This is a genomic window from Sphingorhabdus sp. (assembly GCF_035329025.1).
GTDB lineage: Bacteria > Pseudomonadota > Alphaproteobacteria > Sphingomonadales > Sphingomonadaceae > Sphingorhabdus_B.
Map to the genome: position 1 here is coordinate 24,071 of NZ_DAOLHN010000033.1, position 13,004 is coordinate 37,074.

At 58.1% G+C, this 13,004-nt stretch carries 13 protein-coding genes; 9 read left to right on the forward strand and 4 right to left on the reverse strand.

All coding sequences use genetic code 11. From position 1 onward, the window contains the following. The first annotated feature begins 105 nt into the window (after window positions 1-105). From PKC81_RS10425 to PKC81_RS10440, 4 genes are read left to right on the forward strand one after another with little or no spacing between them, the layout of a single operon-like run. Window positions 106-1,992 carry a 2-oxoacid:acceptor oxidoreductase subunit alpha gene (locus PKC81_RS10425; protein WP_324335800.1) on the forward strand — a complete coding sequence of 629 codons (1,887 nt, stop codon included), beginning with the start codon at window positions 106-108 and terminating at the stop codon, window positions 1,990-1,992. Beyond that, window positions 1,989-3,005: a 2-oxoacid:ferredoxin oxidoreductase subunit beta gene (locus tag PKC81_RS10430; protein ID WP_324335802.1), complete on the forward strand. Its 1,017-nt coding sequence runs from the start codon at window positions 1,989-1,991 to the stop codon at window positions 3,003-3,005. The genes PKC81_RS10425 and PKC81_RS10430 overlap by 4 nt, the downstream gene beginning before the upstream one ends. A 56-nt stretch (window positions 3,006-3,061) precedes the next feature. Beyond that, a complete protein-coding gene (locus PKC81_RS10435; RefSeq protein ID WP_324335804.1) occupies window positions 3,062-4,021 on the forward strand; it encodes a metal-dependent hydrolase in 960 nt (319 codons plus the stop codon). A 57-nt stretch (window positions 4,022-4,078) separates the two neighbouring features. Then, entirely contained in the window at window positions 4,079-5,518 is a 1,440-nt protein-coding gene (locus tag PKC81_RS10440; protein WP_324335806.1) for a deoxyribodipyrimidine photo-lyase, read from the forward strand. Here PKC81_RS10440 and PKC81_RS10445 read toward each other — a convergent pair. Both PKC81_RS10445 and purF read right to left on the reverse strand, forming a co-directional pair. Next, entirely contained in the window at window positions 5,474-6,169 is a 696-nt protein-coding gene (locus PKC81_RS10445; RefSeq protein WP_324335821.1) for an SDR family NAD(P)-dependent oxidoreductase, read from the reverse strand. The genes PKC81_RS10440 and PKC81_RS10445 overlap by 45 nt on opposite strands. A 12-nt stretch (window positions 6,170-6,181) precedes the next feature. Continuing rightward, window positions 6,182-7,633, reverse strand: coding sequence for an amidophosphoribosyltransferase (purF, locus tag PKC81_RS10450; protein ID WP_324335823.1), 1,452 nt, complete (start codon window positions 7,631-7,633; stop codon window positions 6,182-6,184). Window positions 7,634-7,778: 145 nt separating this feature from the next. On the opposite strand from purF, the gene hisI reads away from it, so the two are divergent. Together hisI and PKC81_RS10460 are read left to right on the forward strand one after the other, a co-directional pair. After that, complete coding sequence (gene hisI, locus PKC81_RS10455) at window positions 7,779-8,138, forward strand: phosphoribosyl-AMP cyclohydrolase (protein ID WP_324335808.1); 360 nt, start codon at window positions 7,779-7,781, stop codon at window positions 8,136-8,138. Between the two features lie 17 nt (window positions 8,139-8,155). Continuing rightward, a complete protein-coding gene (locus PKC81_RS10460; protein ID WP_324335810.1) occupies window positions 8,156-8,662 on the forward strand; it encodes a hypothetical protein in 507 nt (168 codons plus the stop codon). Here PKC81_RS10460 and PKC81_RS10465 read toward each other — a convergent pair. After that, window positions 8,659-9,636 (reverse strand): SPOR domain-containing protein, encoded by a 978-nt coding sequence (locus PKC81_RS10465; protein ID WP_324335812.1) that lies wholly within the window; start codon window positions 9,634-9,636, stop codon window positions 8,659-8,661. The two genes, PKC81_RS10460 and PKC81_RS10465, sit on opposite strands and share 4 nt — an antisense overlap. A gap of 288 nt (window positions 9,637-9,924) precedes the next feature. Between PKC81_RS10465 and PKC81_RS10470 the strand changes: the two genes are divergently transcribed. From PKC81_RS10470 to PKC81_RS10480, 3 genes are read left to right on the forward strand one after another with little or no spacing between them, the layout of a single operon-like run. Further along, entirely contained in the window at window positions 9,925-10,641 is a 717-nt protein-coding gene (locus PKC81_RS10470) for a ParA family protein (protein WP_298604902.1), read from the forward strand. 21 nt (window positions 10,642-10,662) lie between these two features. Next, complete coding sequence (locus tag PKC81_RS10475) at window positions 10,663-11,274, forward strand: hypothetical protein (RefSeq protein WP_324335815.1); 612 nt, start codon at window positions 10,663-10,665, stop codon at window positions 11,272-11,274. Between the two features lie 32 nt (window positions 11,275-11,306). Beyond that, window positions 11,307-12,653: an SPOR domain-containing protein gene (locus tag PKC81_RS10480; RefSeq protein WP_324335817.1), complete on the forward strand. Its 1,347-nt coding sequence runs from the start codon at window positions 11,307-11,309 to the stop codon at window positions 12,651-12,653. Between the two features lie 36 nt (window positions 12,654-12,689). On the opposite strand, the gene PKC81_RS10485 is transcribed toward PKC81_RS10480, so the two are convergent. Beyond that, window positions 12,690-13,004, reverse strand: a 315-nt coding sequence (locus PKC81_RS10485) for an amidohydrolase family protein (RefSeq protein WP_324335819.1), incomplete at its 5' end; no start/stop codon positions are given.

A 13,004-nucleotide genomic window follows, 5' to 3' on the forward strand; every position in this document is an offset into this window, starting at 1 on the left:
GCAAAGCCCGACTGTGTCGCAAAACAGATTTCCTATTTGGATTTGGCGCAAAAGCGCGCATAAGGACGTCTTAACAGAACAATTAAAATTGCGGGACTTTACGAAATGGCCACTGCCGCGCGCAGCATCGATACCCAATCCCAAGCCCACATCCCCCATCCCGAAGCCGTAGTGGTCCGCTTTGCGGGGGACTCGGGCGACGGCATGCAGCTCACCGGCGGGCAGTTTACACTGTCGTCGGCACTGGCGGGCAACGACTTCGCGACCTTCCCCGATTTCCCTGCCGAGATCCGCGCACCGCAGGGCACGCTGTTCGGCGTTTCGGCGTTCCAGATCAACTTTGGCGCCTCGGAAATCGATACGGCAGGCGACGCGCCAGATGTGCTGGTGGCGATGAACCCGGCGGCGCTCAAGACCAATGTAAAGGATTTGAAGCCCGGCGGCCTCATCATCGCAGACGAGGGTGAGTTCAATGCGCGTAACCTCGCCAAGGCGCAATATGATGCAAATCCGCTCGAGGATGACTCGCTCGGTAAATGGCAGCTTGTCCATTTCAACATCAGCCAATTGACGATGGATGCGGTTAAGCCGTTCGGACTTGGTAACAAGGAAGCGCTGCGCTGCAAAAATATGTGGACGCTGGGTCTGGCGCTCTGGATGTTCGATCGCGACCGCGAACCGATCATTCAGTGGCTGAAGGACAAATTCGCCAAAAGCCCGATTCTTGCCGATGCCAATATCGCAGCGCTTAATGCGGGCCATGCCTATGGCGAAACCGCAGAAATCGGCAATCCCGGTGCGGTTCCCATTCCGCGCAAGCATGTTGATGCAGCCCCCGCTGATCCCGGCCTGTACCGCACGATAAACGGCGCGGATGCCGCCGCTATGGGCCTCGTTGCAGGCTGCCAGCTGGCGGGCGTGAAGATGTTCTTCGGCGGCTATCCGATTACGCCTGCCTCTTCGATCCTGCACGCATTGGCGCGGTTCAAGGAATATGGCGTCACCACCTTCCAGGCGGAGGACGAGATTGCCGCGATCGCTTCGGCCATTGGCGCATCTTATGCTGGTCAGTTGGGTGTCACCTCGTCCTCGGGTCCGGGCATTGCGCTTAAGACCGAAGCAATTGGCCTTGCGGTGATGACTGAGCTTCCGCTTGTCATCATCAACTCTCAGCGTGGTGGCCCTTCGACCGGGCTTCCGACCAAGACCGAGCAATCGGACCTCTATCAGGCGGTGTATGGCCGCAATGGCGATACCCCGCTGCCAGTGATCGCTGCGCGCAGCCCGAGCGATGTGTTCGATTGCGCGATTGAGGCGGTGCGGATCGCGACGCAGTTCATGACGCCGGTCATCCTGCTTACCGACGGCTATATCGCCAACGCGGCTGAGCCCTGGAAGGTTCCGGATATGAGCAGCTATAAGCCGTTCCCGGTCAGCTTCCTCGATCATGTCCCTGAAGGCGGGTTCAAGCCCTATGGCCGCGACAACAAGCTGGCTCGCCCATGGGTAAAGCCCGGAACACCCGGCCTGCTGCACCGTATCGGCGGGATCGAGAAGGAGGTCGATACCGGCCACCTCAATTACTCGCCCGCCAACCACCAGGCGATGACCGACATCCGCAAGGGCAAAGTCGATGGTATTGCCGCGCACATCCCCGATCAGGATGTCTGCCTTGGCAACGAAGGCGGCAAGCTGGCGGTTGTGGGTTGGGGCTCCACATTCGGCCCGATCCATCAGGCGATACGTCGGATGCGCGCCAAGGGCCTTGATGTCAGCCATATCCACGTCCGCCACATCTGGCCAATGCCAGCCAATCTGGGCGATCTGCTGCGCAAGTTTGACAAGGTGCTGGTGCCTGAAATGAACACTGGCCAGTTCAAGACCGTGCTACGCGACCAGTTTTTGATCGACGCCAAACCGCTGAACAAGGTCAGCGGCCAACCCTTCCGCATCGCTGAAATTGAAGCCGCCATCGAGGAGGCACTCGCATGAACGACATGACCCCCATCCAGAAATCGAGTCCCAAGGATTGGGAGACCGATCAGGAAGTCCGCTGGTGCCCCGGTTGCGGTGACTATGCGATCTTGAAGGCGGTGCAGCGCACCATGCCGGAACTGGGCCGCAAGCCTGAGGATACGGTATTCATCAGTGGCATCGGATGTTCATCGCGCTTCCCTTATTATATGGAAACCTATGGTTTTCACACCATCCACGGCCGTGCGCCTGCGGTAGCGACAGGGGTGAAGCTGGCCAATCCCGATCTCGACGTATGGATCATCACCGGCGATGGCGACGCGCTGTCGATTGGTGGCAACCATACGATGCACCTGCTGCGCCGTAACCTCGATTGCCAGATCCTGCTGTTCAACAACGAGATTTACGGCCTGACCAAGGGCCAATATTCGCCCACCAGCCGCGTCGGCACCAAATCGCCTTCGACGCCATTCGGTTCGGTCGACCGCCCCGCCACGCCTTGTGCCTTCGCGCTGGGTTCGGGCGCGCGCTTTGTGGCGCGTGGCTTTGACGTGTCGAAGCATTTGCCCGATGTGCTGAAAGCTGCGCATTCCCATAAAGGCGCGGCCTTCATTGAAATCTTCCAGAACTGCATCGTTTACAACAAGGATGTGTTCGAGGATTTTGCCGCGCCCAAGGGTGCCGAATCGCGCCAGCTCTGGCTGCAGGATGGCCAGCCGATGCTGTTCGACGGTGGCAGCAAGGGTATTGCAATGGATATGGATACGTTGACGCTTAAGGTCGTCGGCGTGGCTGAAGGTGACTGGCAGGCGGCGGGCGTGATCGTCCACAATGTCAAGAACCGCGCGCTTGCGCATATGCTGGTCGAAATGCCGTTCGGTGAATTCCCGATGGCGCTTGGTGTGCTCTACGACGACCCACGTCCCACCTATGACAGCGCAGTGACCGAGCAGAATGCCAAGCTTTCCGAGGGCAAGACGCCCGACCTGCAAGCATTGATCAGCAAGGGCCAGACCTGGACGGTTGATTGACGCACTAGGACATTGGCCTAAGTGCGTTTTATTCCATTCGGAACTATTGCTGTCGCATGGATAATTTGACCCATAGTTTGGCCGGTGCCGTGCTTGGCCAGATGGGGATCAAGCGCAAAACAGGGTTGGCGATGCCGACACTGATTATTGCGGCGAACCTGCCCGATATCGATGCCGTAGCGACGCTGCTCGGCGGGCATCAACATCTGGCGATCCGGCGCGGGATTACGCATGGTCCGATTGCCATGCTGCTGTTGCCCGTCATCTTATGGGCGATCATGATTGGCTATGACCGTTGGCAAGCTGGGCGTGGCACGCGGCCTGAAAAGCGGCTGCCGGTGCGTGGGGGATGGCTGCTCGCTTTGGCCTGTATCGGTACGCTCAGCCATCCGGCGCTCGACTGGCTCAACAATTACGGCATCCGGTTGCTTGAGCCCTTTTCGAGCCAGTGGTTTTATGGTGACACACTGTTCATAATCGACATCTGGGTGTGGATTGCGCTGATTTTTGGCGTTTGGTTGTCGCGCCGACGTGAAAAAGCAGGACTTACCGATTGGCGAAAGCCCGCAACAGCGGCATTCTTTGCAATATTCCTATATATAGTCGCCAACGGGTTGCTTTCGTCGCATGCGGAGAGCGAGGCGAAGAAACTGGTCATTGCACGCTACGACCAGACTGCCACGATGCCCGATCCACTCATCGTCGCCAATGCCGTGCCTATAGCCTTCTGGCGGCGCGAAATTGCATGGCGCGACGCTTTCGAGATGGGGAAGGGTGAATATCAAGTGGGTCGAGGGGCCTCTATCAATAGTAAGACCTATCCCCATAATATGGATAGCCTGTCCTCCACCGCCGATGCGGTTGCTCATGATCTCGATGCGCGGGATTTCCTCTTCTGGGCGCGCATGCCATTCGCCGAAAAGGACAAGGCGGGGAATATCGTCATTCGCGACCAGCGTTTCGACAATCGCGTGGTTCGTAATAATTTCGAGGTGGTCGTAGCACCCAAAAGGTAGGCCCTACGGTCTAAGCCCGTATCCTGTTTTCAACGCGTCGACTGTATGCGCGTTAGTATGACAACAATCGTCTGGTTCCGAAGAGATTTACGCCTGAGCGATCAATCGGCATTGCACGCCGCAGTAGCGCGTGGGCGGCCGATAACGCCGGTCTACATCCTTGACGATGATACGCCTAAACACCGGCGCATGGGTGGTGCGTCGCGTTGGTGGCTGCACCACAGCCTGAAAGCATTGGATTCAGCATTGCGCGAACGTGGTTCGCGGTTGATCCTTCGTCGTGGATCATCTCCACAGGTTCTGGCCCAGCTTGCACGAGAAACGAACGCGTCTGCCATCCACTGCTTGCGCCATTACGAGCCGTGGTGGCGCAACGCCGAACGCGCGGTGCAGGAAATCCTGCCGGTCGGTACGTCGCTGATAAGGCATGATGGGCTGTATCTGGTGCCACCCGGTAGCGTGAAAACGGGCAGTGGCGGCCAGTTCAAAATCTACACGCCTTTTTGGCGTGCCCTTTCGCAGCATATGCCGCCCGCCAAACCGCGTGCAGCACCGAATCATATTCCGGCACCTGCGCAATGGCCGGATAGTGACGATCTTGATAGCTGGGGCCTGTTGCCTTCGAAGCCCGATTGGGCAGGGGGCATGCGCGATTTCTGGACGCCGGGCGAAACCGGTGCTGCCGAACGGCTCGAAAATTTCCTCCCCAGGGCCAATCGCTACCAGGAAAAGCGCAATCTGCCCTCTATACCCGGCACCAGCTTCCTGTCGCCCCATCTGCATTTTGGCGAAATTTCTCCCGCGACGATCTGGCATGCGGCAATGGACGCAGGCGGATCGGTTGAGACATATCTAAAGGAACTGGTCTGGCGCGAATATGCCGCCAATGTGATCCTGCAATTCCCCGAATATGGTGTCCGCAATGCGCGGGCAGCGTTTGACCATTTTCCGTGGCGTGACATGGGCGATAGCGATGTACAGCAGGACTATATCCGCTGGACAAAAGGCCTGACCGGCTACCCTATAGTCGATGCAGGTATGCGCGAATTATGGGCCACCGGTTGGATGCACAACCGCGTTCGCATGATAGCCGCGTCCTTCCTGATCAAGCATTTGCTGATCGACTGGCGGGTAGGCGAACAATGGTTCTGGGATACGCTGGTCGATGCCGATTATGCGTCCAATGCGGTCAACTGGCAGTGGACGGCGGGCAGCGGCGTCGACAGCAACATGTTTGTCCGCATCATGGCCCCTCTATCGCAGTCGGAAAAATTCAATGCAGGCGAGTATATCCGGCAATGGGTGCCGGAACTGGCGCACCTCTCTGATCCCTATATTCATGATCCCGATGAATATGGCGTCCGGCCCGCAAACTATCCTGCAAAAATCATCGGCCACCGTGCGGCGCGCGAGCGGGCTTTGGCGGCCTATGCGATGATCAAGGAAAGCGGATCAGTCGACAATGAGGCGATGGCCGGTCTCGAAGCCGCCGAGTAACATCTGCGTTATCGCTTCGCCGACGACTGAAGGATCTTTCAGTGTCGCAGGATCTTCACCCGGATAGGCTTTGGCGCGCATCGCGGTGCGGGTGCGTGAGGGGTCGACGATAGCGACCCGGACCGAAGACAGATTCAGCACTTCCTCGGCATAGCTTAATGCCAGATTTTCGAGCGCCGCCTTCGACGCACCATAGGCACCCCAATAGGCGCGCGGCTGTTGCCCGACGCTGCTGGTCAGCACAACCAAACGTCCGGCGTCACTCGCACGCAGCAAGCTATCAAAAGCTGCAATCAACGCCTGTTGTGCGAGCAAATTTAGCGTCAGCACGCGGTTGAACTCGGCCGCATCGATTACCGGCACCGGCGCCAATGTGCCTAGCATCGCCGCATTGAGCACCAACATGTCGAGCTTGCCCCAACGTTCGCGGACGGCAGCGGCGAGGCGTTCGTTATTGCCCGCTTCGGTCAGGTCCATCGGCGCGATGGTAGCGCTGCCTCCTGCTTCAAATATCCGCTGTTCGACGACTTCAAGATCTTTGGCGGTGCGTGCTGTCAGGATGACATGCGCACCCTCAGCCGCCAGCTTTTCCGCCGTCGCCGCGCCGATACCGCGGCTGGCACCGGTGACTAGTGCGATCCTGTCCTGCATTCCGCCCATGGCCTATCCAACCACCCGCAGCTTGAGTTGGTCGGGGGAGCTATGCTCGTCAAAATCGGTCAGCTTGGTCGGATAGTCACCGGTGAAGCATGCGTCGCAATAGCGTGGGCATGCGGCATCGCGCTGCGTTTCACCCAAGGCCCGATACAGACCTTCAATGGTCAGGAAAGCGAGGCTGTCGGCATGGATATAGTCGCACATCTCGGCGATGTTCATCCGGCTGGCGAGCAGCTTTTCGCGCTCGGGGGTGTCGACGCCATAGAAGCAGCTATTGGTCGTCGGCGGGCTGGCGATGCGCATATGCACTTCTTTCGCCCCGGCCTCGCGCATCATCTGCACGATCTTGAGGCTGGTGGTGCCGCGCACGATTGAGTCATCGATCAGGACGATGCGCTTGCCAGCGACCAGATTGCGGTTGGCATTGTGCTTGAGCTTGACGCCCAGATGGCGCACGCCGTCGCCTGGCTGGATGAAGGTGCGCCCGACATAATGGGAGCGGATGATACCCAGTTCGAACGGAATCCCCGATGCCTCGGCATAGCCGATTGCCGCTGGCGTGCCGCTGTCGGGGACGGGAATGACATAATCGGCATCGATGCCATTTTCACGCGCCAGTTCCGCGCCAATGGCTTTGCGAACCGAATAAACGCTGTTGCCATCGACGATCGAGTCTGGCCTCGAGAAATAGACATGTTCAAAGATGCAGGGGCGCGGTGATGTCGGGTAGAAGGGCTTGTGCGAGCCGATCGCACCTTCGCGCACCACGACGATTTCGCCTGGTTCGACGCTGCGGATGAAATCAGCGCCGACAATATCAAGCGCGACAGTCTCTGATGCAAAGATAATGGTTTCGCCCAGACGGCCCATAACCAGCGGGCGGATGCCAAGCGGATCGCGGCAGGCGATCATGCCTTCGGGTGTGAGGCAGATCAGCGAGTAAGCGCCTTCGACCTGTTTCAGCGCGTCGATCAGCCGGTCGAGCAGGCTCTTCTGTGCGGACGTCGCAACGAGGTGGATGATGACCTCGGTGTCGGACGTCGATTGGAAGATCGAACCGCGCTGGACCAGTTCGCGCCGCAGATGAACGGCATTCGAGATATTGCCATTATGCGCGACTGCAAATCCGCCGGTGGCGAGGTCCGCATAGAGCGGCTGCACATTGCGCAGTGAGGTTTCACCCGTCGTCGAGTAGCGCACATGGCCTGCGGCTATGCTGCCGGGCAATGCGCGAATAACATCTTCGCGGTCGAAATTGCCGGCAACATGGCCCATCGCGCGGTGGGTGTGGAATTCCTTGCCGTCAAAGCTGGTAATACCGGCAGCTTCCTGCCCGCGATGCTGGAGCGCATGCAGGCCGAGCGCAACCATCGCGGACGCGCCTTCAGAGTTGTAAACCCCGAAGATACCGCATTCTTCACGCAATTTATCATCATCAAAGGGATTGGTGGTGAGCATGTCCAATTCGAATCCCGTGCCGCCAGAATTGCGCTGCCTATAGGCGGGCATGCAGCCCATGTCTCCCCCTTGTAACAAACCGGCGCGCAAAAATCGCTCGCTACGGGTGATTGCCAGCCTCATGGGGGTCGTCTAGGCATCGAACATGACCGATCCTCGTGAGAGCGGGCTGCTGCTCGATCCGAAATTTGATGCCAATGGTCTGCTGACCGCAGTGGTAGTTGATGTTGCCGATGGCGCGGTGCTGATGGTTGGGCATATGAACGAGGAAGCGCTGCAAATCACGCAGGAGAGCGGGAAGGTCACCTTCTTCTCGCGAAGCCGCCAGCGCCTTTGGACCAAGGGCGAAAGCAGCGGTCACCTCCTGCATCTGATCGAGCTGCGTATCGATTGTGATCAGGATGCGCTGCTGGTGATCGCCCGGCCTGATGGCCCGACGTGCCATACGGGTGAAAGGAGTTGCTTTTATCGACGGGTAACGGCGGAAGGTCTTGAACGACTGTGAGGGATTCCAGTTCGATTTTGCTGATACTGGCAGTGATGCTGGCCGGGTGCGATTCAAAAGACGCTCAGCCTTTATCGAATGACGATAGCGCAGGTGCAGCGCTCGATCAGCTCGCAATTGACAAGGGACTTATCCCCGATCCCGAGAGCCTTGCCGTTGAGGGGCGCTTCGAAACTCAAAGTGATTTGGGAACCGACAAATTCTGCGCCGTTGCCGATGGCGGAACGAATTATCGCGTTGGTTTTTTGTCTGTTTATGGCTCCGACAGCAAATGCGAAGCCCAAGGCAGTGCCGAGCAGGTCGGCGACAGCTTGAAAATCACTTTAACTGGCAAGGAAAGTTGCAGTTTCACCGCCAGCTATGACGGCATAGTCCTTCGCTTTCCCGGAAACGTGCCCGAAGGATGCGCTTCCTATTGCTCACGCAATGCGAGCATGAGCGGAACGCGCTATTATTTCGTCGACCCCGGTACCGAGGCCGCAAAGCGAACGCTCGGCAGGGAAATTGAAAGGCTGTGCCCTTAGGGTGCGATCACCAGACAACCTTGCCCGGCTGCAGCTGCCTTCACCTTGGAACACATGGCCTCGGCATCGGCACGGTTTGCAAATGGCCCAGCTTGCAGGCGTGATACATTGCCCGCTCGAACCAGATACTGGGAGGCAGAAGACAGCCCGCCGACTTTGGCTTGCAGGCTGGACCAGAGCTTGTTGGCATTGGCCTCACTGCCAAATGCGCCCAGCTGGATGCGCCACTTGCCAGAAACTGCTGTAGTCGGCTTGGTCGCCGCTTTTGCTGGCTTGGCATGTTGTTCGCTTTCCACTCCATTTATGGGAGGGACTGTGCCCGGGAAACCCGGTGCCTGATTGTCGAGTGAATCGACCGGCTTCGATGGCCACACATCGATTTTTTGTGCAACAGATACAGGCGGCTTGGTGTTGATCGGGAAGCCGGCAACTTGAGCGGCACGCACCTGCATCGATGATTTTTCAATCTCACCTGCAAGAACCACACCCTGCTGGCGCTGCTCAAGCGGGATATGTTTGTCCATTTCGGCAAGACTCCGCGAAGCGGGCGAAAGCCCCGAAGATGAAGCGCGTGTCATCAAGGCATAAGCACGCACCCAATCCTTTGGCGCATTGACGCCATTGAACAATTCGGTGGCGAGCAGATATTGTGCCCTTGGTTCTCCCCGTGCGGAAGACGTTTCAAGATAAGGAAGCGCCTCTTTGACTTTGCCTTGGTAATGATAGAGGTGGCCGAGGCTGTCTGCGGCCTGCAAATGCCCTTGTTTGGCAGCGCGTTGATACCAGTCAGCGGCCAAGTTCAAATCCTGCTTTACTCCGCGGCCGAGCTTGTAAGCTTGCCCCATATTGAATTGTGCGTCGGGATCGCCTTTCTTGGCTGGCTCACGCCATTCTTTCACTGCGCCACCAAAGTCGCCGTTTGACCAGGCATCGACGCCCGCTTTGACATCGGCATACGCAGGATGTGCGGCCATGATGAGGCAGGCCACAATAGCATATGAGGAGAAAGGCAGTTTCCGCATGTTCAACTCCAAAGAGCATTTGCCACGCGGATAGCGCGTATCTGCTGACATTTGGTTAAATTCCATGGTGAATGCCTTAACCTTTTACATCCATTAACGATCCAACATTCAGGACATGCAATTCGACGTCTGTCCGCCGCGAAAACATTCGCGATGCGCAGAATCCCAGCATCAGCGTTAACCGATTTTTAGGCCTGTTCTGTCACATCCCCTCCAAACAGCTTGCAAAAGGGGAATAATGTGAGGGTTCTCGCATTGGCATCACAAAAAGGCGGATCGGGCAAAACCACTTTGTCCGGCCATCTTGCAGTACAGGCACAATTGGCAGGCGCTGGGCCGGTCGTCCTTATCGATATCGACCCGCAAGGATCGCTCGCCGATTGGTGGAACGAACGCGAAGCCGACCTTCCGGCCTTTGCCCAGACGACGGTCGCTCGTTTGGCTTCGGACCTTGCCGTTCTTCGTCAGCAAGGTTTCAAGCTAGCCGTCATTGATACCCCGCCGGCGATCACTATGGCCATCCAGAGCGTGATTTCGGTTGCCGAACTGATCGTTGTTCCTACCCGACCCAGCCCGCACGACCTTCGCGCTGTTGGCGCCACCGTCGATCTGTGCGAACGGGCAGGCAAGCCGCTGATCTTCGTGGTCAATGCCGCTACCCCTAAAGCCAAGATTACTTCGGAGGCCGCTGTCGCGCTGTCACAGCATGGCACCGTTGCCCCGATTACGCTGCACCACCGCACCGATTTTGCAGCCTCGATGATCGACGGTCGCACTGTGATGGAAGTCGATCCGCAGGGCCGCTCGGCTGAGGAAGTCCGCCAGCTTTGGTCCTATATTTCCGATCGTCTCGAGAAGAATTTCCGCCGCACGGTGTTCAGTGCGCCCGCCGCCGCCAATCCTCAGGTTGCCCAAGCCCGCCCGATGGGTGGTTTTGGTCGCCGGGTCATCGGTTAATCAGGTCTGGGGGCGATGAACATGAGCGAACCCAAACCAATAGCTTCCCTCTCTTCTGGTCTGCTGGCCCGCAAGGGGGCAGCTCGTCCGGCGATGCGCCGTCAGTTGATTGGCAACAATAACGGTGTTGCTGCAGCGGGCTCTATTCAGGACGACTGCGGTTGGAACGATATGGGCTATGATATGGGCTATGACGTAAACCCAGATCCCAGCGCGCCGATGGATTATGAGCATGACCAAGGATTTAATCCGCTGGCCAATGCTGTCCCCGAGGTGAAGCCTGAGGTCAAACAGCAGCAGGAACGCATCGCGGAACAGTTGCAGGTTCAGGCAGAAGAAATGGGTGTGGCTGAACAAGATTTGCCTGCCGCACCGGTTATCCCGATTATCGCACCGCGTGCAGTTGCCGTCAAAGCAGCTGTTGCGAAACCGCGAGCCGCGCCTGGCAGTAAGGAAAAGTCGGCGTTCACGCTGCGTCTTGATGGCGAACGCCATCTGAAGCTGCGTCTAGCTTGCGCGATCAGCAACAAGTCGGCCCAGCAACTCGTAACGGCAGCGCTCGATTCCTTTATCGATGCAATGCCCGAAATTTCCACGCTCGCGGCACATGTGCCCGGAAAAAAATCGGCCTGAACGCCAACCCTAACCAAGTCTGAGGTATAGTCATGAAGAACAAGACTCTCATAAAGCTGGCATTGTCGACCGCAGTGGTCGGATTCACTGCCTTGGGTGGGGCTGGCGTAGTCGCATCGAGTGCCGCTACGCATGCATCGGTCGATGCAAATGCCAAGAAGGCGCATAGCTGGGCCAAAAAAGCCGAAAAGCTTTTCGCCAAGGGCAAGACTGACAAGGCATTGGGCTTCGCCGAAGCCGCGGTTGAAGCCGATCTGACCAATATGGAATATCGTTCGCTGCTGGCGCGTATTTACATGACGCAAGGCCGCTTTGTTGCCGCCGAACGTACCTTCATGGATGTGATGGAATTGGGCCAGGTGGACGCTCGCACTGTGATCGGTGTGGCGCTGACCCGCATTGCACAGGGCAAGGTGGATTCGGCGATCTCGCTGGTTGATGCCAATCGCGCTATCCTTCCCGCAAGCGATTATGGTCTGACACTTGCGCTCGCTGGCGACAGCAAGCGTTCGGTAGATGTGCTTGTAGAAGCAATTCGTGCGGACAATGCGACGGCTCGCACCCGTCAGAACCTCGCACTGGCTTATGCTCTTGATGGCCGTTGGCGCGAGGCTCGCATCATGGCGGTGCAGGACATGCCGCAGGATCGCGTCGATGACCGTATCGTCGAATGGGCACAATATGCCCGTCCAGGTGCCTATCAGACACGTGTCGCCGGCCTGTTGAATGTAACGCCGCGCGCCGATTCGGGCCAACCGGTCCGTCTGGCGCTCGGTGGTGCTACCGCCGCTCCGATCATGGCTGCTGCTGAAGAAGCCGCGCCTGTTGCCATTGCTGCGGCAGAACCTGCCCAGTTAACCGAACTGGCAGCAGTTGGCCCGGCCCCGGTCGCCGAAGGGTATAGCGAATCCGACGTTCGTATCGCAGCTGCTGTTGCTTCGGTTTCGGACAACGAAGCGCCGTTAATCAAGGCGCCTGAGGGTCCGGCGAAGGCTGCGGAAGCGGCTCCCGCGCCGAAGCCTGTCAAGCTGGCGCTGGCGGATGTTCCTGCGCCGACGGCCAAGGTCCCGGGCAAATATCTCGTCCAACTCGGCGCGTTTTCCTCGGCCGGAAATGCGCAAAAAGCGTGGAGCCAATATACGCGTAAGCACAAGGTTTTGAGCGGCTTCACGTCTGCAAGCTCAACCGTGAACATCAAGGGCAAGACGCTTACGCGCCTCGCCGCGTCGGGTTTTGGCAATTATCAGGCGGCGGCCGCTACTTGCAGCCAGATCAAGAAAGCTGGCGGCGATTGCGTTGTGAAGACAGTGAATGGTTCGGCACCGGTTCGCATGGCTGCCAAGCCCGCACGCAAACCGGTGAAAATCGCCACGCGTTAATCGCCAACAAAAGTCAAATTTACGAAGGGCGGCGGATCAGATGATCTTGCCGCCCTTCATGATTTTGCGCACACGCCCTTGAACGGGCAGCTTGTCGAACGGCGTATTGCCGGCAAGCGCCGCCATTTTGTTGCTATCGACTTGCCAGGGTGCATCACGGTCGATGAAAATGAGGTCGGCTTCGCGGCCCACTTCGATCGCACCTGCATTGACCATCAAAATCTTTGCCGGATTGGTGGCGAGCAGTTCGAAAAGGCGGCCCATAGAGATATGGCCGTCTCGGACGAGGTTAAGCGTCAGCGCGAGTAAAGTTTCCGCACCCGCCATTCCCGGTGCTGCATCCGCGAAGGG